Raw genomic sequence first — 17,901 nt, 5'->3', positions numbered from 1 at the left:
AGGTTTACTGAGGGGATGACCACCGCTCAGTACGTCGCCACCATCGACCGGCTGCGGACCCGTGCGTTCCCCGCCCGGCGCGGGTGGTCGGACACCGGACCGGGCGGGCCCGGGTACCACCTCGCGGCTCTGATCACCCGCGACACGCTCCTGGGCGCCGAGGACGACGCCGCTCCGACGGGGGAGGCCGAAGACCAGCTCGGGGCCGAGTACGAGGCCCTGGTGGCCGTGCTCGACGCGCGGTGGGGCGAGGCGCAGACGTTCAGCCTCTGGAGCATGCTGACCCGGCGTATGGAGGGGGAGGAGATACCGGAGCCCTGGGACGAGTTGTGCACCACCGCACCGTCCCTCCACCTCTGGAGGGCTGAGGGGCGCTGGATCGCCATCGGGGCCGTACGGGAGAGCCAGGAGCAGGGCGCACGGTTGATGGTGGCGGTTACCGACGTGGATCCGCCGTAGCCTGCGGCCCCAGCTGCGGGGTTCTGCCGGTGGGGGACCGCCGGTGAGCCGGCTGCTCCGGTGTGCTGGGTCGCTGCCCGGTCAGGGTGCGGACCGGGGTGTCGTCCGGACTGCTTCGCGCAGTCTGCCGTACTCCTCGGCCATCGTTGCCGCGGTCCAGTGGGCGTTGAGACCGCTCGGGTTGGGCAGTGCCCAGATCCGGGTGGAGCCGATGGTCCGGGTCTGCGGACCTATCCGGGCCTTGGGCTCGTGGAACGCCGTGCGGTAGGCGGTGACTCCCACGACGGCGAGCCAACGCGGCTTGAGCTTCTCCACCTTGGCCGTCAGGATGCGTCCGCCCTCGCGGTACTCCTCGGCGCTCAGCTCATCGGCGCGGGCCGAGGCCCGTGCCACCACATTGGTGATGCCGAGGCCGAGGCCGAGCAGGTCGTCCTGTTCCGAAGGGGCCAGCCTGCGGGGCGTGAATCCTGACAGGTGGAGCACCGGCCAGAAACGGTTGCCCGGCCGGGCGAAGTGGTGGCCGGTCGCGGCCGTCATCAGGCCGGGGTTGATCCCGCAGAACAGGACGCTCAAGCCCTCCGCGACCACATCGGGGACGATGCGGTCGCGGGCGGCTTCGAGCTCTTCGGGCTTCATCAGCGGACCAGCGCGCGGATCAGAGGATCGAGCCGGGGGCGTAGGCGGCGGCCTCCGGGTGCTGCTTGGAGACCTCCTCGATCCGCGAGACCACCGCGGCCACCTGGGCGCCCGCGGCGCCGGTGAAGGAGAGCTTGTCCGCCATCAGCGAGTCCAGCTGCGCCCGGTCGAGAGGCATCCGCTCGTCGGCCGCCAGCTTGTCCAGCAGCTCGTTGCGCTCAGCGCCCTGCTCGCGCATGGCGAGCGCGGACGCGACCGCGTGCTCCTTGATGACCTCGTGCGCCACCTCACGGCCGACACCCGCCCGTACGGCGCCCATCAGCACCTTGGTGGTGGCAAGGAACGGCAGATAGCGGTCCAGCTCCCGGGCGACCACCGCCGGGAACGCGCCGAACTCGTCGAGCACCGTCAGGAAGGTCTCCAGCAGCCCGTCGAAGGCGAAGAACGCGTCGGGCAGGGCGACGCGGCGGACGACCGAGCACGACACGTCGCCCTCGTTCCACTGGTCACCGGCCAGTTCGCCGGTCATCGACGCGTAACCGCGCAGGATCACCATCAGACCGTTGACGCGCTCGCAGGAACGGGTGTTCATCTTGTGCGGCATCGCGGACGAGCCGACCTGCCCCGGCTTGAACCCCTCCGTCACCAGCTCGTGCCCGGCCATCAGCCGGATCGTCTTGGCCAGCGACGAGGGCGCGCCCGCCAGCTGCACGAGCGCGGTCACCACCTCGTAGTCGATCGAGCGGGGGTACACCTGGCCGACCGATGTGAAGGCGTGCGCGAAGCCGAGGTGCCCCGCGATCCGCTGCTCCAGCTCGGCCAGCTTCGATTCGTCACCGCCCAGCAGGTCGAGCATGTCCTGTGCGGTACCGACCGGGCCCTTGATCCCGCGCAGCGGGTAACGCCCCAGCAGGTCCTCAAGACGTCCGTACGCCGCCAGCAGTTCGTCGGCGGTCGTCGCGAAGCGCTTGCCGAGCGTCGTCGCCTGCGCGGCCACATTGTGCGAACGCCCGGCCATCACCAGCTCGGCGTGCTCACCGGCCAGCCTGCCGAGGCGCGCGAGCACGGCGACGGTGCGGTCCCGCATCAGTTCGAGCGAGAGCCGGATCTGGAGCTGCTCCACGTTCTCGGTGAGGTCGCGCGAGGTCATGCCCTTGTGGATCTGCTCATGCCCCGCCAGGGCGTTGAACTCCTCGATCCGCGCCTTCACGTCGTGCCGGGTGACTTTCTCCCGCTCGGCGATCGACGCCAGGTCCACCTGGTCGAGCACCCGCTCGTAGTCGGCGACCGCGGTCCCGGGCACCTCGATCCCGAGGTCCTGCTGGGCACGCAGCACGGCCAGCCAGAGCTGGCGCTCCAGCCTGACCTTCTGCTCGGGGGACCAGAGGACAGCGAGCTCCGTGGAGGCGTAGCGGCCGGCCAGAACGTTGGGGATGCGAGGCTTTGCAGTCACGTGAAGTGATTCTACTGGCGGTTCCTGCAGGTCCGTGCCCCGGATCTCTTTGTGGGTTGCTACGGCGTTCGGCTCGGGCTACCGCGTTCGAATATGCGTTCGGGTACGCTCTGCTGTATGGCTGTCCACCTGCAGAGTTCCCTCTTCGACCAGGGTGATGCGACCGGTCTGCGCCCGCTGGCCGGAGTCCACCGCAGCCACCTGGGGCAGGGCGCCTGGATCGATGTGCTGCCGCAGTGGCTCGCCGGGGCGGACGCGCTCTTTGACGTACTGGTGCGGGACGTCCCCTGGCACGCGGAACAGCGCGTCATGTACGAGCGGGTGGTGGAGGTGCCGAGACTGCTGTCGTTCTTCCGCGCGGACGACCCTCTGCCGCACCCGGTGCTCGACGAGGCCCGTGACGCACTCGGGGCGCATTACGCGGAGGAGCTCGGCGAGCCCTTCACGACCGCCGGACTGTGCTTCTACCGCGACGGACGGGACGGCGTCGCCTGGCACGGGGACACCATCGGCCGGGGCAGCAGGGAGGACACGATGGTCGCGATCCTCTCGCTCGGCGCTCCCCGGACCCTGACGCTCCGGCCGCGCGGTGGAGGCGGCACCGTCCGCACCCCGCTCGGGCACGGCGACCTCATCGTGATGGGCGGCAGCTGCCAGCGCACCTGGGAGCACGCCATTCTCAAGACGGCCAGGCCCGTGGGGCCGCGCATCAGCGTCCAGTTCCGCCCGCACGGGGTGCGCTGAGCCGCGCGCCGACGAGCGGACGGAGGCCTCCGCGCCCGCCCGGACCGCGCCCGCCCGGACCGTGCCCGTCCCAGCCCGCGCCCGCCCGGACCGCGCCCGCCCGGACCGTGCCCGTCCCAGCCCGCGCCCGCCCGGACTGTGCCCCTCCCGGTCCCGGCCCGATCCGCACCGGGACGACGCGGTGGAAAACGGGTACGGATTCTCCGCCTTCGCCCAGCTTCTTCCACCGGCCCGGAGCCCCGCCATGCTGCTTCATGAACTCGCCGCCACCTCCCGCGCTGTCGGTTCGGAATCCGCCAGGAACGCGAAGACCGCCCTGCTGGCCGAGTACCTCGGAAGCCTCGGACCGGACGATCTGCCCGCGGCGGTGGCGCTGCTCTCCGGCGAGTCCCGGCGGATGCGGATCGGGGTCGGCCCCGCGGCTCTGCGCGACCTTCCGGAACCCGCTGCTGATCCGTCGCTCGGTGTGCGGGAGACGCAGGACATCCTGGCCGCGCTGGCCGGCGTGCACGGCCCCGGTTCGCGTGACGAACGGAGCGCCCTGCTCCACGGGCTGTTCTCCCGGGCCACCGCGTCCGAGCAGTCCTTTCTCGGCGCCGTCCTCGTCGGCGAACTGCGGCAGGGCGCACTCGACTCCGTGGTCGCGGACGCGGTGGCGAAGGCCGCAGGGGTGGCGTCGGCGGACGTCAGGCGGGCCCTGATGTTCCGCGGCTCCGCCCGTGCCGTGGCGGCTGCTGCCCTGTCGGGCGGGCAGGAGGCGCTGCGGGCCTTCGGCCTGGAACTGGGCAGGCCGGTGCGGCCGATGCTCGCCGCGGGGGCGCCCGATGTGGCCGCGGCCCTGGAACGGATCGCGCCCGCCGCTCTGGAGTGGAAGCTGGACGGGATCCGGGTCCAGGTCCACCGGAACGGCGCCGAAGTGGCCGTCTTCACCCGGAGCCTGGACGACATCACCTCGCGGGTGCCCGAAGTGGTCGAGGCGGCGAGGGAGTTGCCCGTCCGCTCGGCGGTGCTCGACGGGGAGGCGCTCGCGGTGGGACCGGACGGACGCCCCATGCCGTTCCAGGTGACGGCCGCCCGTACCGCGTCCCGGCAGGATCCGGCCCGGCTGCGTGCCGAAGTGCCATTGCGCGTGTACTTCTTCGACCTGCTGCACCGCGACGGCGCCGACCTCATCGACCTGCCCGCACGGACCCGCTGGGAGGCACTGGACGCGGTGGTGCCCGTGGAACTGCGCGTTCCGCGTACGGTCACCGGCGAGCCGGCCGAGGCGGAGCGGTTCTTCGCGGACGCCGTCGCGCAGGGGCAGGAAGGCGTGGTGGTGAAGGACCCCGCAGCGCCGTACGCGGCGGGGCGCCGCGGAGCCGGCTGGATCAAGGTGAAGCCCCGGCTCACGCTTGACCTGGTCGTGACGGCGGCGGAGTGGGGGCACGGCAGGCGGCAGGGCGTGCTCAGCAATCTCCATCTCGCCGCTCGCGGGGAGGCGGGGGATCCCGGTCCGTGGGTGATGCTGGGCAAGACCTTCAAGGGCCTCACCGATGAACTGCTGGCCTGGCAGACCCGCGAACTGCTGGCGCGCGAGGTGAGCCGGGACGAATACGTCGTACGGGTAAGGCCCGAACTGGTGGTGGAGGTGGCCTTCGACGGGCTGCAGCGCAGCACCCGCTATCCGGCCGGTCTCGCCCTGCGCTTCGCACGCGTCCTGCGATACCGCGAGGACAAGGGCCCCGCCGACGCGGACACCGTTGCCGCGGTCCGCGCACTCGCCCCGGTCGCCCTGCGATCCACGTGACCCCGCGTGCGGCACAACGACACCCCCGCACCTACGGCACCCCGGCACCCCCGCCCCTACGGCGCCTACGACACGTCCGGCGCGGCCTCCAGCCGCCGCCAGCCGGTCACCGGGCCGGGGGCTCCGTCCTCAGCGGGCGTGATCCAGAACGCCCTTCCGGTGTCGGGGCAGAACTGGGCGCCGCTGCGCCCGTCACCCGATGAACGTCCCGTCAGCCGCCGCCCGATCCACGGCACCAGATGCTCGCGCGCGAACCGGAGGTCACTGCTCCGCCGCGCAATCCACCGGGCCGCCGCAGCCGGGGGCAGCGGCGCCCGCCAGTCGTCCTCGGCCGCCAGCCCCAGCGTCTGCCACACCGCCTCGGCCACCCGGTGGTGGCCCTCGGCCGTCAGATGCAGCCGGTCCACGCCCCACAGCCGCTGATCCCCGAGCACCGGAGCGCCGTAGAGGTCGACGACCAGCGCGCCGTGCCGTGCGGCCAGGTCGTCGATGAAGGTGAACAGCTCCTCCATGCGCGGGCGGAAGCGTTCCATCACCGGTCCGTTCCGGCCCGGGCTGCGCATCAGTACCAGCTGTCCGCAGGCGGGAGCCAGCCGTCCTGCCGCCTCCTCCAGCCGCCCGCGCACCATCCCCATGTCGCACTTGGGGCGCAGGGTGTCGTTGAGCCCGCCGACCAGCGTCACCACATCGGGCCGGAGCTCCGCCGCCGCTTCGACCTGTTCGTCGGCGATCTGGCCGATCAGCTTTCCGCGTACGGCGAGATTCGCGTACCGGAAGCCGGGGGCCCGTGTCGCCAGGCGGGCCGCGAGCAGATCGGCCCAGCCGCGGTATGAGCCGTCGGGCAGGCCGTCCGACATTCCCTCGGTGAAGGAGTCGCCGACCGCGACCAGACTGGTGTAGGAGGCATTCAATTTCATCGCCGGGCGATCCTACCGTGACGTGCCGCTGCCGCCCCGGGGGTCTCCGGGGAGACAGCGGCGCGTGGTCAGTCGCCGGTTCCGGCCGGCGCCGTCGGCCGCCCGACCAGTTCCCGCAGCACGTCCTCCATCGTCACCAGACCGGCGAGTGTGCCGTCGTCGCCCATCACCGCCGCCAGATGCGTACGGCTGCGGCGCATCGCCGTCAGTACGTCGTCCAGCGGGCTGGCCGCACGCACCCGGGCGATGGCTCGCATCGCGGAGACCGTGAACGGCAGATCGCGCGGCAGTGCGTCCAGCGCGTCCTTGACGTGCAGATAGCCCAGAATCCGCCGGTCGTCGTCCACCACGGGAAAGCGTGAGAAGCCGGATTCGACCGACAGCTGCTCCAGCTTCTCCGGAGTCGTTCCGAGGCGCGCGTACACCACCTGCTCCAGCGGTACGACCACATCGCGCACCGGCCTCCGGCCCAGCTCCAGGGCGTCGTGCAGCCGCTCGCTCGCCCGGTCGTCGAGGAGTCCGGCCGCCGAGGCGTCGGTCACCAGACGGGCCAGCTCGTCGTCCGTGAAGGTCGCCGCGACCTCGCTCTTCGCCTCCACCCGCAACAGCTTCAGTAGTCCGTTGGCGAAGGAGTTGATCGCGAAGATCACCGGACGCAGCGCACGCGCCAGGGCGACCAGCGGAGGGCCGAGCAGCAGAGCCGCCCGTACCGGCCCGGCCAGGGCGATGTTCTTCGGAACCATCTCGCCGAAGAGCATGTGCAGATACGTGGCCACGACGAGGCTGATGACGAAGGAGAGCGGGTGGATCAGTCCGCCGGGCATCCCGACGGTGTGGAAGACCGGCTCCAGCAGATGGGCGATGGCCGGCTCCGCGACCACACCGAGCACCAGCGTGCAGAGCGTGATGCCGAGCTGCGCCGCCGCCATCAGCGCTGCCAGATGCTCCAGCCCCCACAGCACACTCCGCGCCCGCCGGTCGCCCTCCTCGGCGGCCGGTTCGATCTGGCTTCGGCGGACGGAGATCAAGGCGAACTCGCCACCGACGAAGAAGGCGTTGACGACCAGCGTCAGCAGCCCGATGAACAGTTGGACCACAGTCATCGCGAGCCCTCTTTGCCGTTCTTGCCGTCGTTCTTTCCGTCGTTCTTGCTGTCTGTCCTGCCGTCTGTGCCGTCGTCGTCGCCGTCGGCCGCCACCGGTGCGTGCAGCAGCAGCCGGGCGGCGCGCCGCCCGGTCGCGTCCACCACATCGATCCGCCAGCCGGCCACTTCGACGGTGTCGCCCTCGGCCGGGATACGCCCCAGCTCGGTGGCGACCAGACCCGCCAGGGTCTCGTACGGGCCTTCGGCCACCCGCATGCCGATCGACTCCAGCTGGTCGGTCCTGGCGGCCCCGTCCACCGAGTAGACCGGCCGGCCGTCCGCGTCCTCGCCCGCGCCGGCGAGGTCGGGCGTCTCGTGCGGGTCGTGCTCGTCGCGCACTTCGCCGACGACCTCCTCGACGATGTCCTCCAGCGTGACGACGCCGGCCGTGCCGCCGTACTCGTCGATCACCACGGACATCGTGCGCTTGCCGTACATCCGGTCGAGCAGCCGGTCCACCGTCAGCGTCTCGGGTACGAGCAGGGGCTCGCGGAGCAGCTCGGAGACGGGGAATCGCGGCCTGCGCTCCGCCGGGAGCGCCAGCACGTCCTTGATGTCGGCGACGCCGACGACCTGGTCGAGGCTGCCCCGGTAGACCGGGAAGCGCGACAGGCCGGTGGCGCGGGTGGCATTGGCGACGTCCTCCGCGCTGGCCTGCACATCGAGCGCCACCACCTGGACCCTGGGGGTCATCACGTTCTCGGCGGTCAGATCCGCCAGGTTGAGCGTGCGGACGAACCGCTCGGCGGTGTCCTCCTCCAGCGCGCCCGCCTTGGCCGAGTGCCGGGCCAGCGCGACCAGCTCCTGGGGCGAGCGGGCCGAGGCCAGCTCCTCCGTCGGTTCCATGCCGAGCCGGCGCAGCAGCCGGTTGGCGGTGTTGTTGAGATGGCTGATCAGCGGGCGGAAGACGGCGCTGAAGTACCGCTGGGGGGTGGCCACCACCTTGGCCACGGCCAGCGGGGAGGAGATCGCCCAGTTCTTCGGTACCAGCTCACCGACCACCATCAGGAAGACGGTGGAGAGGGCGGTACCGATCACCAGGCCCACCGATGAGGCCGCACCGGACGGGAGGCCCACCGACTCGATGGGCCCGCGCAGCAGCTTCCCGATCGAGGGCTCGGCGAGCATACCGATGACCAGGTTGGTGACGGTGATACCGAGCTGGGCGCCCGACAGCTGGAAGGTGAGGCCGCGTACCGCCCGCAGCGCGCTCGCCGCGCCGCGCTCCCCCCGTTCTGCGGCCGCTTCGAGCTCGCTGCGCTCGACGGTCGTGAGCGAGAACTCCGCCGCCACGAAGGCCGAGCAGGCCAGCGAGAGCAGCAGTGCCACGATGAGCAGAAGCACTTCGGTCATCGGTTCACCTCCGTCCCATGATCGGCCAGGGAGTGGAGGAACGCGCGATGTCGGCTACTGGGACGTCGGGTACTGGGGGGCTCGCCCATGGGCGGACGCTCACACCTTTCGGTCGGTGGTACGGCGGACAACCAGCGTAAAGGAAAGGCAAAGAGCCGGCCGCTCCGAGTCCGGCCGGCCGCTCCCGCCCCTGCTTGCTCCGGTGCCCGGTCCGGCGGATCGCAACCGTCCGGCGGTCCTGTCCGTGGCTACAGCGGCTTGACCCACCGTCGCCAGTGGTCCTCGCGATGGTAGCCAGCCGCCGCCCAGGTGCGGTGGGCCCGTTCGTTGTCCTCCAGGACCATGGCGTCGCCCCGCCGCCCGCCCACGGCGGCGAATCGCTGTTCCGCCGCCTCCAGGAGGGCGGCGGCGATGCCCTGCCGGCGGCAGTCCGGGTGTACGGCAAGGCGGTAGAGGGAGCAGCGCCAACCGTCGAAGCCGGCTATCACGGACCCCGCGAGAAGGCCGTCGCGCTCCGCGATCAGGAGGGCTTCGGGGTCCCTGGTGACGAGCCGGGCCACTCCGTCGTGGTCGTCGCTGACGCTGGTTCCTTCAGCGGCGAGGCGCCAGAACCTCAGAACGGCGTCGATGTCCGAGAGGGTGGCGCAGCGGATATGAAGATCGCTCATGGGGCGAGCCAACCAGAACGCCCGCCTGCCGGGCGAGCGGATTCGCTGCGAGCCGGCCGGACCGGGTGCCCGGCCGGCGCCTCGCGGCGGCCGCCGTCCCCGTAGCCGCTCTTGCCGGTGCTAGCGTCTGCGCGCTAGCGTGGTCCCGTGGCCAAGACTCAGCTGAACGTACGCGTGGACGAAGCGACCGCCGAAGCGGCGCGGCAGCGCGCTCTCCAGCGCGGAGTGAGCGTGAACCGCTACATCGAGGAGCTGGTGAACCAGGACGCGGGCGAGGTGGGACACACCTTCGTGGAGGCGGCCGCCGACTTCATGAAGCAGTACGCGTCGGTGTTCGCGGACGAGTCCGCCGTCGAGGGCAAGCGCCGCAAGGGCAGCCGTTGAACCTCAAGATCGATCTGGCCTGGCTGCTCATGGTCGCCGAGCACAAGACCCCCGGAGACCCTCCCGTCATCGACTGGGGTGCGCTGGTGGCTGCCGTCAGCCGGCACGATGCGGAGGTCTTCGGCGTCCCCGTCTACAGCGATCCGTACGCGCGTGCCGCCGCTCTGCTGCAACTCCTGCTCCACGTGCCGGCGCTGGAGCACTCCAACGCGATGTTCGCCTCGGCCGTCGCCTATGGCTATCTCGTCGCCTGCGGGCTGAAGGTCGTCACCTCGCCGGAGCAGGTCAGAGACCTGGCGCGGCTGGTGAAGCAGGACAAGGCGGATGTCCGGGTCATCGCGGATGAACTGCGCCAATGGAGCCTGTGAGCCGTCGGTCGCGCCGTATGCCGTATGCCGTACGCCGAACGCGCGGCACTGATCCTCACGGAGTCATCGGGCGATCCGGTCGCCGCGCCGTGCCCAGTACGCAGGGTGAGGAAGGCAGTCGCAGGCCGCCCTCCGGTACGTTCAGCCGCCGGTAGGTGCCTAGTTCGAAACCCGCCGCCTCGATCGCGGACAGGGTGTCCCGCGCCGTGTGACAGCCGCCGAAGAGCAGCGGCCAGACCGTACGGTCCAAGGCCCGCTGGGTAGCGGCCATCGCGTGTCCCTGACCCAGCCCGTGTTCGAAGAACCGCAGTTCACCGCCCGGCCGCAGCACCCGCCTGATCTCGGCGAGCGCCTCTGGCAGATCGCGTACGGTGCACAGCACCAGCGACGCCACCGCAGCGTCGAACGTCCCGCTCCGCACGGGCAGCGCCTCCGCCGTCCCCGGCACCACGTCCACGGGGACCGGGGCACGCATCGCGGACCGCACCGCCAACTGCCGCAGAGTGCGCTCAGGTTCGACGGCCACCACCTCGGAGACCGTTGCCGGGCAGTGGGCGAAATTCAGCCCGTTCCCCGCGCCGATCTCGATCACACGGCCGGAGAGGCCCGCGAGCAGTTCGGCGCGGTGGGCCGCCACCCCCGCCGTGCGGTCGGCCTTGACACTGAACCGGGCGTAGAAGCGGGCGAACAGCGGATGGTGCACGGTGTCGCTCGGGATCTTGCTGTTGCGCAGCGGCATCGCGGGTCTCCTCCGGCGGACGGGACGGCAGGGCGCACGGCGGTGATCGCCCTGCCCGTCCCGCTCATGCCCCGGATGGCCCGGCGCACTCCGGGAGCCGCGGGAAAATGACGCGGGCGTGGCGGACACCCGCGCCCGTCCGGCCGACACCCGCGCCCACCTGGCCGTATCAGCCCGGCGCGGTGCCCCGGGTCCCGCCCAGGCGGGGTGCGAGCCAGCTCCGCGCCCGGTCCCGGAAGTCGGCCGGGGCCAGCCCGCCCGCACCCTCCGGCACCACGCCGAGCAGCGGAGCCCCGGCGACCTCCGGGAGATCCAGCAGATTGCACCGGGCGTCCAGACCGGGTTCGGCGGGCCAGCTGCCGATCACGACCCCCGCGCACTCCAGCCGCCGGGCTCGCAGGGCCTCGGCGGTCAGCGCGGTCGCGTTGAGCGTGCCGAGACCGGCGGGGGCGACCACCAGCACCGGCGCCCCCATCAGCCGGGCCGCGTCCGCGAGCGTGCCGCCCTCGTCGTCGAACCGTACGAGCAGCCCGCCCGCGCCTTCGACCAGCACCAGATCGTGTTCGGCGGCCAGCTTCTGCGCCGCGTCCGCCACGTCCTGCGGGCGCAGCGGGGCGAGCCCGGCGCGCCGGGCGGCCGTCGCCGGGGCCAACGGGTCCGGGAACCGCGCCAGTTCGACGGCGGTCACCGCTCCGGCCAGCCGTGCCACCTCGGCCGCGTCGCCGTGCTCGCCGGGCAGCAGCCCGGTCTGCGCGGGTTTCAGAACTGCGACGGACCGGCCGCGCGCGGCGGCCGCCACCGCGGCGGTCACCACCGTCTTGCCGATCTCCGTGCCGGTCCCCGTCACCACGAGAATCGTCATGTCATGCCTCCCTCGCCACCGCGCACACCGCACGGCAGATCCGTGCCACGTCCTGATCGCCGGTGACGTACGGCGGCATGGTGTAGACGAGATCGCGGAACGGCCGCAGCCAGACGCCCTCGCGTACGGCCGCCCGGGTCGCCGCGGCCATGTCCACCTCATGGTCCAGCTGGACGACCCCGATCGCGCCGAGCACCCGGACGTCCCGGACTCCCGGCAGCTCCGCCGCCCCGGACAGCCCCTCCAGCAGAGCCGTCTCCAGGCGCTTGACCTCCCCTTCCCAGTCCTGCCCGAGCAGCAGCTCGATCGAGGCGCAGGCCACCGCTGCGGCCAGCGGATTGCCCATGAACGTCGGCCCGTGCGCCAGCACCGGCACCTCGCCCCTGGCGATGCCCTCGGCCACCCGGGGGGTGCAGAGAGTCGCCGCCATCGTCAGATAGCCCCCGGTCAGCGCCTTGCCCACGCACATCACATCCGGGGTGACCCCGGCGTGGTCGGCCGCGAAGAGCTTGCCCGTACGGCCGAAGCCGGTGGCGATCTCGTCGAAGACCAGCAGCACACCGTGCGCGTCGCACGCCTCGCGGAGCACCCGCAGATACGCGGGGGAGTGGAAGCGCATCCCGCCCGCGCCCTGGACCACCGGCTCCACGATCACCGCCGCCAGCTCGTCCGCATGACGGCCGATCAGCTCATGGAGGTGGTCGGCGTACCCCTGCTCGTACTCCGCGGGAGGCGCGTCGGCGAAGACCTGCCGCGGCAGCACCCCCGACCACAGGTCGTGCATGCCGCCCTCGGGGTCGCACACCGACATGGGCTGCCAGGTGTCCCCGTGGTAGCCGCCCCGCCAGGTCAGCAGCCGCTGCTTGGCGGGGCGGCCCACGGAACGCCAGTACTGCAGGCACATCTTGACGGCGACCTCGACCGACACCGAACCCGAGTCGGAGAGGAACACATGCTGGAGCGGCTCCGGGGTGATCTCCACCAGCTTCGCCGCGAGTTGCACGGCGGGCTCATGGGTGAGCCCGCCGAACATCACATGGCTCATCCGGTCCAGCTGGCCGCGCGCGGCCTCGTTCAGCACCGGGTGGCTGTAGCCGTGGATCGCCGACCACCAGGACGACATGCCGTCCACCAGCTCACCCGTACCGGCGACCCGCAGCCGGACACCGGAAGCCGACTCGACGAGCAGCGGCTCCTGCCGGCCGGGCATCGGACCGTACGGGTGCCAGACATGGCGCCGGTCGAGGTCGAGCAGCGCGGCGGAGTCAGGCATTGGGTGCGAGATCCGTTCCGGCGCCCCTGCGGCGTACCGACACCAGACCCTCGCGGTGTTCGGGCAGCGTCGTCGTGTCCGCGCCCTCCACCTCGAATCCGGCATCCGCGATCATGTCCAGATCGGCCCGGCCCGCCTGGCCCTCGCTCGTCAGATAGTCGCCGAGGAAGATGGAGTTGACGAGGTGCAGGGCGAGCGGCTGCAGGGAGCGCAGATGCACCTCGCGTCCGCCCGCCAGCCGGACCTCGGCGTCCGGGCAGACGAACCGCACCATCGCCAGGATGCGCAGACACCGCTGCGGGGTCAGATGCCAGTCCCCGGCCAGCGGGGTGCCCTCCATCGGGATCAGGAAGTTCACCGGCACCGAGTCGGGGTCGAGGCCGCGCAGCGCGAAGACCACGTCGACCAGGTCGGCGTCGCTCTCACCCATCCCGGCGATCAGCCCCGAGCAGGCCGAAAGACCGGCGGCCTGGGCGTGCTGGACCGTATCGACCCGGTCGGCGAAGTCATGGGTGGTGCAGATGTCGGCGTAGGTGGCCTCCGACGTGTTGAGGTTGTGGTTGTACGCGTCCGCGCCCGCCGCCCGCAGCCGTTCGGCCTGGCCGTCCTTGAGCAGCCCGAGGCAGGCGCACACCTCGATGTCCTCGTTCTGCTCCTTGATCGCCTCGATCGTCTCCGAGACGCGGTCGACATCGCGGTCCGTCGGCCCGCGGCCGCTGGCGACCAGACAGACCCGCTTCGCCCCGCCCGCCACTCCGGCCGCAGCGGCCTTCGACGCCTCGTCCGGCTTCAGCCAGGTGTACTTGAGGATCTCCGCCTTGGAGCCCAGCCGCTGCGAGCAGTACGAGCAGTCCTCCGGGCAGAGGCCCGATTTGAGATTGACGAGATAGTTGAGCTTCACCCGCCGCCCGTACCACTTGCGGCGTACCTTTCCGGCTGCCGCCACCACGTCCAGCAGTTCGTCGTCGGTCGTCGCCAGCACGGCGAGCGCCTCTTCACGGGTCGGCAGTTCGCGCCGCAGCCCCTTGTCCACCAGCGTGTTCAGCAGGTCCATGGGAGTGATCCTTACTCACCGCACCGCCTCCGGCCAAGGAGGAACCCAACAACGCAGCCGTCAGGGGGTGTGTGTATTGCCACACCCTGATCCCGCATCGCCCCGGCTAGGGTCTGTGAACTGCCTACAAAAAGGGACCGACCATGTCTCCAGCCGTGCCCCGCGAGCCATTCGAGTGGACCGACGCCGCTGCGCGCCGCCGGGCGGACGCCGGGCTGGTGCGCACGCTCCGGCCGCGCGCGGCGGTCCCGGACGTGCTGGATCTCGCGAGCAACGACTATCTGGGGCTGAGCAGCCGAGCCGAGATCACCGGAGCCGCGGCCGATTCGGCCCGCCGCTGGGGTGCGGGCGCCACCGGGTCCCGGCTGGTCACCGGCTCCACCGCGCTCCACGCCGAACTGGAGCGCGAGCTGGCGCGGTTCACCGGTTTCGAGGCGGCGCTGGTCTTCTCCTCCGGGTACGCGGCCAACCTCGCCGTGCTCACCGCGCTCACCGGCCGTGACGCGCTGATCGTCTCGGACGCCGCCAACCACGCCTCGATCATCGACGGTTGCCGGCTCTCCAGGGCGGCGACCGAAGTCGTCCCGCACGGTGATCCCGAGGCCGTGGCCAAGGTGCTCGACGCGTATGACGGCGGCCGGGCCGTCGTGGTCAGCGACTCGGTCTTCTCGGTCGACGGCGACGCCGCGCCGCTGCCGGAACTGGCCGCGGTCTGCCGTACGTACGGAGCGGCGCTGATCACCGACGACGCGCACGGCTTCGGCGTGCTCGGCGACGGCGGACGCGGCGCCGTGCACGCGGCGGGACTCGCGGGCGCCCCCGATGTGGTCACCACGGTCACCCTGTCGAAGTCGCTCGGCAGCCAGGGCGGCGCGGTGCTCGGGCCCGCCCGGGTCATCGACCATCTGGTCAACGAGGCGCGCACCTTCATCTTCGACACCGGCCTGGCGCCCGCGGCGGTGGGCGCCGCGCTGGCGAGCCTGCGGCTGCTGCGGGACGAGCCGCTGCTCGCCGGCCGTGCCCGTACGGTGGCGCACACCCTGCACACACGGCTGACCGCGGGCGGACTCAGTGCGGTACGCCCGCAGGCCGCCGTCGTCTCCGTTCTCGCGCCCACGCCCGGGCAGGCGGTGCGCTGGGCGGCCGACTGCCGTGCGGCGGGCCTCGTGGTCGGCTGCTTCCGTCCGCCGTCGGTGCCGGACGGCATCTCACGGCTGCGGCTCACCGCACGCGCCGACCTGACGGACGAACAGATCGAATGGGCGGTGGACACGGTGCTGCGCACCGCGCCCACCGGCTGACGCGTCGGGCACTCCCCGAACGAAAGGGCCTAGGCCCCGGGCACCGAGGCCAGGAAGCAGGTCCAGGCGCCCGCTCCGAAGAGCAGCGCCGGGTGGTTCACGCGCTTGGAGTCACGGACGGCCAGCAGACCGCCGTCGAGTAACGCGGTCTCGACGCAGTTGTTCATTCCGGTGCTGCGGCTGCTGCGCCGCCACCTCGCGCCGTTCAGAGAAGTGCTGGAAGGGACGTTCGCAGGACGTGCGGACATGATGCCTCCCTAGACGCCGTCACCGATCCCGGCGATGAGATCCAACGATTCCTGCTGCGGAAGGGCGCGCGCCTGGATCCTGCGGAACGCGGCGCTGTACGCCTTGAGGTCTTCTTTCCGTTCCAGATATCGGCTACTCATCAAATGGTCGAGAATGACCACATCTAGATCAATCATGTTCGAAAAAGAGAAGATTGTGAAAGAGCCGGTGAGTCCGATGTGCCCTCCGGCGGCGAACGGCATGACCTGCAACCGCACATGGGGCAGCCGGGCGACCTCCCGGACATGCCGTAACTGCTCCGCCATCACCCCGCGCCCGCCCATCCGGCGGTGCAGAGCCGCCTCGTCGACGACCGCGCTCAGCTCCAGCGGCGGATCCGCCTCCAGCACCCGCTGCCGTGCCAGCCGCACATCGACCAGCGAGTCCACGGTCCGGGCCGGCAGCCCGTCGAGCGAGGCCCGGGTGACCGCCTTCGCGTAGCCTGGTGTCTGCAGCAGGCCGGGCACCACCGATGTCTCGAAGGTGTGCGCCGTGCACGCCTGGGACTCCAGCCTGATGAAGTCCCGGTACTGGGCGGGCAGCAGACGCCGGTAGGTGTGCAACCAGCCGGCGCTCTCGTCGGCCCCCGCACCGCACAGCGCCTCCAGGAGTTCACGCTGCGCCACGTCCCGCACGCCGTACGCATCGAGCAGCAGGGCCACATCCGACGGCTTCACACCACTGCGCCCGGTCTCGATCCTGCTCACCTTCGACTGGTGCCAGCCCGCGAGCCGGGCCGCTGCCGCGCTGGTCAGACCCGCCAGGACACGCAGCCGGCGCAGCTCGGCACCGAGTTTGACGCGGCGCACCGCGGGGCTGCTCCGCACCGTGTTCTCCCTCCGGCCGGCCGTTTCTGCCAACGTGCCATTCCAGCCGTCAAATACGGTCTTCCGTCGCAGAGTTCATCACTTTGAGCGACAGATATATGCACATCTTTGTGGATGGCCGGTGCTGCGGTCACTATGAGTGTCACGCTCGCACGAAGCGCCACCTGAGGCCGTCTCGAAGTCCATCCGTCACGAGACCTGCGCCGGCAGCGGTGGGAAAGGGACAGGCCGTCATGGCAGACCACCAGGAAGCTTCCGTTACCCTGCCGAGCGAGCCGGCTTCGGTCCCGGCCGCCCGGACGTTCGTGGCCCGTGTGCTCACCGGTTGGGGGCTGCCTCCCGACGCGGAGCTGGCGGACACCATCCGGCTGATCGTCTCGGAGCTGGCGACCAACGCGGTGCAGCACACCTTCGGCGCGTCCCCCACCTTCACGGTGCAGGCCGTCCTGGAGCGGGACGAGCGGCTGTGTGTCGGCGTGACCGACAGCCATCCGCGCTGGCCCCAGCGGCTGCCCGCGGCGGTGCAGCAGGACAACGGCCGGGGCATGGTCATCATCCGCTGGCTGGCGGCCGAGAACGGCGGCCGGCTGTCGGTCACTCCGACGCGGGACGGCGGCAAGACCGTATGGATCGCCCTGCCCTGGACCGCCGTGGTCCAGGGCTGACCGAACCCGCACCCGCCGACCGCTCCCGGCTTCAGCCCACCCGGCCGTACCAGACGCTGTGGGACCAGATCCTCTCCAGCCTGACCACGGCGCCGGTCTTGGGGGAGTGCCAGATCTTCCCGTGCCCGGCGTAGATGCCGACGTGGTAGACGCTCCGGCCGTAGTGGAAGAACACCAGGTCACCGCGGTGCCGCCAGGAGGACGGGATATGGCGTACGCGGTTGTACTGCGCCTGGGCGGTGCGGGGCAGCTCTTTGCCCGCCTGTTTGTACGAGTAGAGCGTGAGCCCCGAGCAGTCGAACCGTGATGGCCCCGCCGCCCCCCACTGATAGGGCGATCCCTTCTTGGAGGCCGCGATCTGCACGGCCCGGGCGGCGTGCGCGGCGGCTTGGGCCTCCACGGTCGCGCCCGGTACCAGCGAGGTCCCCGCGACTGTGGCGAGGGTGAGGGCCGAGGCTGTTCCGGCCCGGGCGAGGAGAGACGGGATATGAATCTGCGCAGTCATGCGCAACCCTTCGCAAACCGCCTGTGAAAGATGACCTGTCGGGTTCGGGCCGGCGAAGTTGCCCGGCCGCCGGGCAGGTTGACCGACTGATCAAGTCGGCCGTCCCGCCAGGCGGCTTCACCCCGAGGAGCGACGTCGCTGTCGCTCCGGACTGCCTGGGTCCTCCACTCCTGCCGATCCACTCGTGTCGACCAGACATCCGGGTGCGGCGGCAGGACTCGGCGTCCGCCCGGACCGCCCCGCCGTGGTGGCGGGGGCTTGTCGTCTCCCGGATCTTCACTCATGGCGTGGCCGATTCCGGGCTGACCGCGCCGATTTGTGATGCTTCGGGGTCACTGGCCTGTTCGAGTGGACGCTGCGGGCACCGGGCCGGGGGATTACCTGGGCGCACGGCCCTCACCTGGGGCGCAGCAGGCGGACCGGGCGGCGTGCCGGTGCGATGCGCAACTCGTCGCGGCCACTGGATCGCCGC

20 protein-coding genes are annotated in these 17,901 nt (G+C 71.4%); 7 read left to right on the top strand and 13 right to left on the bottom strand.

From position 1 onward, the window contains the following. Nucleotides 1-15: 15 nt before the first annotated feature. A complete protein-coding gene (locus tag OHB13_RS03625) occupies nt 16-459 on the top strand; it encodes a hypothetical protein (protein ID WP_328375566.1) in 444 nt (147 codons plus the stop codon). An 81-nt stretch (nt 460-540) separates the two neighbouring features. Here OHB13_RS03625 and mug read toward each other — a convergent pair whose 3' ends face one another. Beyond that, complete coding sequence (mug, locus tag OHB13_RS03620; protein WP_266859365.1) at nt 541-1,095, bottom strand: G/U mismatch-specific DNA glycosylase; 555 nt, start codon at nt 1,093-1,095, stop codon at nt 541-543. A gap of 19 nt (nt 1,096-1,114) precedes the next feature. Continuing rightward, the gene (gene purB / locus OHB13_RS03615; protein WP_266859366.1) at nt 1,115-2,548 is read right to left on the bottom strand and encodes an adenylosuccinate lyase; all 1,434 of its coding nucleotides are present in this window, start codon (nt 2,546-2,548) and stop codon (nt 1,115-1,117) included. 117 nt (nt 2,549-2,665) lie between these two features. On the opposite strand from purB, the gene OHB13_RS03610 reads away from it, so the two are divergent. Next, the gene (locus OHB13_RS03610) at nt 2,666-3,292 is read left to right on the top strand and encodes an alpha-ketoglutarate-dependent dioxygenase AlkB (RefSeq protein ID WP_328375562.1); all 627 of its coding nucleotides are present in this window, start codon (nt 2,666-2,668) and stop codon (nt 3,290-3,292) included. A 244-nt stretch (nt 3,293-3,536) separates the two neighbouring features. Next, the gene (locus OHB13_RS03605) at nt 3,537-5,081 is read left to right on the top strand and encodes an ATP-dependent DNA ligase (protein ID WP_328375560.1); all 1,545 of its coding nucleotides are present in this window, start codon (nt 3,537-3,539) and stop codon (nt 5,079-5,081) included. A gap of 65 nt (nt 5,082-5,146) precedes the next feature. On the opposite strand, the gene OHB13_RS03600 is transcribed toward OHB13_RS03605, so the two are convergent. From OHB13_RS03600 to OHB13_RS03585, 4 genes are all read right to left on the bottom strand, one after another. Continuing rightward, nucleotides 5,147-5,998 carry an SGNH/GDSL hydrolase family protein gene (locus OHB13_RS03600; protein WP_266859371.1) on the bottom strand — a complete coding sequence of 284 codons (852 nt, stop codon included), beginning with the start codon at nt 5,996-5,998 and terminating at the stop codon, nt 5,147-5,149. A 68-nt stretch (nt 5,999-6,066) separates the two neighbouring features. Continuing rightward, nucleotides 6,067-7,101 carry a hemolysin family protein gene (locus tag OHB13_RS03595; protein ID WP_266859373.1) on the bottom strand — a complete coding sequence of 345 codons (1,035 nt, stop codon included), beginning with the start codon at nt 7,099-7,101 and terminating at the stop codon, nt 6,067-6,069. Then, a complete protein-coding gene (locus OHB13_RS03590; protein ID WP_266859375.1) occupies nt 7,098-8,495 on the bottom strand; it encodes a hemolysin family protein in 1,398 nt (465 codons plus the stop codon). Before OHB13_RS03590 ends, OHB13_RS03595 begins: the two co-directional genes overlap by 4 nt. A 248-nt stretch (nt 8,496-8,743) precedes the next feature. Continuing rightward, nucleotides 8,744-9,163, bottom strand: coding sequence for a GNAT family N-acetyltransferase (locus OHB13_RS03585; RefSeq protein ID WP_328375556.1), 420 nt, complete (start codon nt 9,161-9,163; stop codon nt 8,744-8,746). 147 nt (nt 9,164-9,310) lie between these two features. Between OHB13_RS03585 and OHB13_RS03580 the strand changes: the two genes are divergently transcribed. Both OHB13_RS03580 and OHB13_RS03575 read left to right on the top strand, forming a co-directional pair. After that, nucleotides 9,311-9,547 carry an antitoxin gene (locus OHB13_RS03580; RefSeq protein ID WP_328375554.1) on the top strand — a complete coding sequence of 79 codons (237 nt, stop codon included), beginning with the start codon at nt 9,311-9,313 and terminating at the stop codon, nt 9,545-9,547. Then, nucleotides 9,544-9,915 carry a fic family toxin-antitoxin system, toxin component gene (locus OHB13_RS03575; RefSeq protein WP_266859380.1) on the top strand — a complete coding sequence of 124 codons (372 nt, stop codon included), beginning with the start codon at nt 9,544-9,546 and terminating at the stop codon, nt 9,913-9,915. The genes OHB13_RS03580 and OHB13_RS03575 overlap by 4 nt, the downstream gene beginning before the upstream one ends. 55 nt (nt 9,916-9,970) lie before the next feature. On the opposite strand, the gene OHB13_RS03570 is transcribed toward OHB13_RS03575, so the two are convergent. The 4 genes from OHB13_RS03570 to bioB form a co-directional block, all read right to left on the bottom strand. Beyond that, entirely contained in the window at nt 9,971-10,654 is a 684-nt protein-coding gene (locus OHB13_RS03570) for a class I SAM-dependent methyltransferase (protein ID WP_328375551.1), read from the bottom strand. Nucleotides 10,655-10,823: 169 nt separating this feature from the next. Further along, nucleotides 10,824-11,516, bottom strand: a complete 693-nt coding sequence (bioD, locus tag OHB13_RS03565) for a dethiobiotin synthase (protein WP_328375549.1) — start codon at nt 11,514-11,516, stop codon at nt 10,824-10,826. 1 nt (nt 11,517) lies between these two features. Continuing rightward, the gene (locus OHB13_RS03560) at nt 11,518-12,789 is read right to left on the bottom strand and encodes an adenosylmethionine--8-amino-7-oxononanoate transaminase (RefSeq protein ID WP_328375547.1); all 1,272 of its coding nucleotides are present in this window, start codon (nt 12,787-12,789) and stop codon (nt 11,518-11,520) included. After that, on the bottom strand, nt 12,782-13,843 hold the full coding sequence (bioB, locus tag OHB13_RS03555) for a biotin synthase BioB (protein ID WP_328375546.1): 1,062 nt from the start codon (nt 13,841-13,843) through the stop codon (nt 12,782-12,784). Before bioB ends, OHB13_RS03560 begins: the two co-directional genes overlap by 8 nt. Nucleotides 13,844-13,986: 143 nt before the next feature. On the opposite strand from bioB, the gene OHB13_RS03550 reads away from it, so the two are divergent. After that, complete coding sequence (locus tag OHB13_RS03550; protein ID WP_443062921.1) at nt 13,987-15,144, top strand: 8-amino-7-oxononanoate synthase; 1,158 nt, start codon at nt 13,987-13,989, stop codon at nt 15,142-15,144. A 29-nt stretch (nt 15,145-15,173) separates the two neighbouring features. Here the strand turns inward: OHB13_RS03550 and OHB13_RS03545 are convergent, their stop codons facing one another. Beyond that, nucleotides 15,174-15,392, bottom strand: a complete 219-nt coding sequence (locus tag OHB13_RS03545; RefSeq protein ID WP_328375544.1) for a DUF397 domain-containing protein — start codon at nt 15,390-15,392, stop codon at nt 15,174-15,176. A 9-nt stretch (nt 15,393-15,401) separates the two neighbouring features. Then, the gene (locus tag OHB13_RS03540; RefSeq protein ID WP_328375542.1) at nt 15,402-16,259 is read right to left on the bottom strand and encodes a helix-turn-helix domain-containing protein; all 858 of its coding nucleotides are present in this window, start codon (nt 16,257-16,259) and stop codon (nt 15,402-15,404) included. 233 nt (nt 16,260-16,492) lie between these two features. On the opposite strand from OHB13_RS03540, the gene OHB13_RS03535 reads away from it, so the two are divergent. Next, the gene (locus OHB13_RS03535; protein ID WP_266859392.1) at nt 16,493-16,924 is read left to right on the top strand and encodes an ATP-binding protein; all 432 of its coding nucleotides are present in this window, start codon (nt 16,493-16,495) and stop codon (nt 16,922-16,924) included. Nucleotides 16,925-16,955: 31 nt separating this feature from the next. Here the strand turns inward: OHB13_RS03535 and OHB13_RS03530 are convergent, their stop codons facing one another. After that, complete coding sequence (locus tag OHB13_RS03530; RefSeq protein ID WP_266859394.1) at nt 16,956-17,429, bottom strand: C40 family peptidase; 474 nt, start codon at nt 17,427-17,429, stop codon at nt 16,956-16,958. Between the last annotated feature and the right edge of the window lie 472 nt (nt 17,430-17,901).

Origin of the sequence: Streptomyces sp. NBC_00440, assembly GCF_036014215.1 — a bacterium.
Classification (GTDB): Bacteria; Actinomycetota; Actinomycetes; order Streptomycetales; family Streptomycetaceae; genus Streptomyces.
The sequence above is the reverse complement of the archived record's forward strand: the minus strand, read 5'-3'. Positions and strand labels throughout refer to the sequence as shown.

Excerpts from the sequence above, each read along its gene's own strand:
- OHB13_RS03610 (WP_328375562.1), top strand. The coding sequence starts at position 2,666 with ATGGCTGTCCACCTGCAGAGTTCCCTCTTCGACCAGGGTGATGCGACC.
- OHB13_RS03600 (WP_266859371.1), bottom strand. The coding sequence starts at position 5,998 with ATGAAATTGAATGCCTCCTACACCAGTCTGGTCGCGGTCGGCGACTCC.
- OHB13_RS03590 (WP_266859375.1), bottom strand. The coding sequence starts at position 8,495 with ATGACCGAAGTGCTTCTGCTCATCGTGGCACTGCTGCTCTCGCTGGCC.
- OHB13_RS03535 (WP_266859392.1), top strand. The coding sequence starts at position 16,493 with ATGGCAGACCACCAGGAAGCTTCCGTTACCCTGCCGAGCGAGCCGGCT.
- OHB13_RS03570 (WP_328375551.1), bottom strand. The coding sequence starts at position 10,654 with ATGCCGCTGCGCAACAGCAAGATCCCGAGCGACACCGTGCACCATCCG.
- OHB13_RS03605 (WP_328375560.1), top strand. The coding sequence starts at position 3,537 with ATGCTGCTTCATGAACTCGCCGCCACCTCCCGCGCTGTCGGTTCGGAA.
- OHB13_RS03560 (WP_328375547.1), bottom strand. The coding sequence starts at position 12,789 with ATGCCTGACTCCGCCGCGCTGCTCGACCTCGACCGGCGCCATGTCTGG.
- OHB13_RS03625 (WP_328375566.1), top strand. The coding sequence starts at position 16 with ATGACCACCGCTCAGTACGTCGCCACCATCGACCGGCTGCGGACCCGT.
- OHB13_RS03545 (WP_328375544.1), bottom strand. The coding sequence starts at position 15,392 with ATGTCCGCACGTCCTGCGAACGTCCCTTCCAGCACTTCTCTGAACGGC.
- OHB13_RS03595 (WP_266859373.1), bottom strand. The coding sequence starts at position 7,101 with ATGACTGTGGTCCAACTGTTCATCGGGCTGCTGACGCTGGTCGTCAAC.
- OHB13_RS03585 (WP_328375556.1), bottom strand. The coding sequence starts at position 9,163 with ATGAGCGATCTTCATATCCGCTGCGCCACCCTCTCGGACATCGACGCC.
- mug (WP_266859365.1), bottom strand. The coding sequence starts at position 1,095 with ATGAAGCCCGAAGAGCTCGAAGCCGCCCGCGACCGCATCGTCCCCGAT.
- OHB13_RS03550 (WP_443062921.1), top strand. The coding sequence starts at position 13,987 with ATGTCTCCAGCCGTGCCCCGCGAGCCATTCGAGTGGACCGACGCCGCT.
- OHB13_RS03530 (WP_266859394.1), bottom strand. The coding sequence starts at position 17,429 with ATGACTGCGCAGATTCATATCCCGTCTCTCCTCGCCCGGGCCGGAACA.
- bioD (WP_328375549.1), bottom strand. The coding sequence starts at position 11,516 with ATGACGATTCTCGTGGTGACGGGGACCGGCACGGAGATCGGCAAGACG.
- bioB (WP_328375546.1), bottom strand. The coding sequence starts at position 13,843 with ATGGACCTGCTGAACACGCTGGTGGACAAGGGGCTGCGGCGCGAACTG.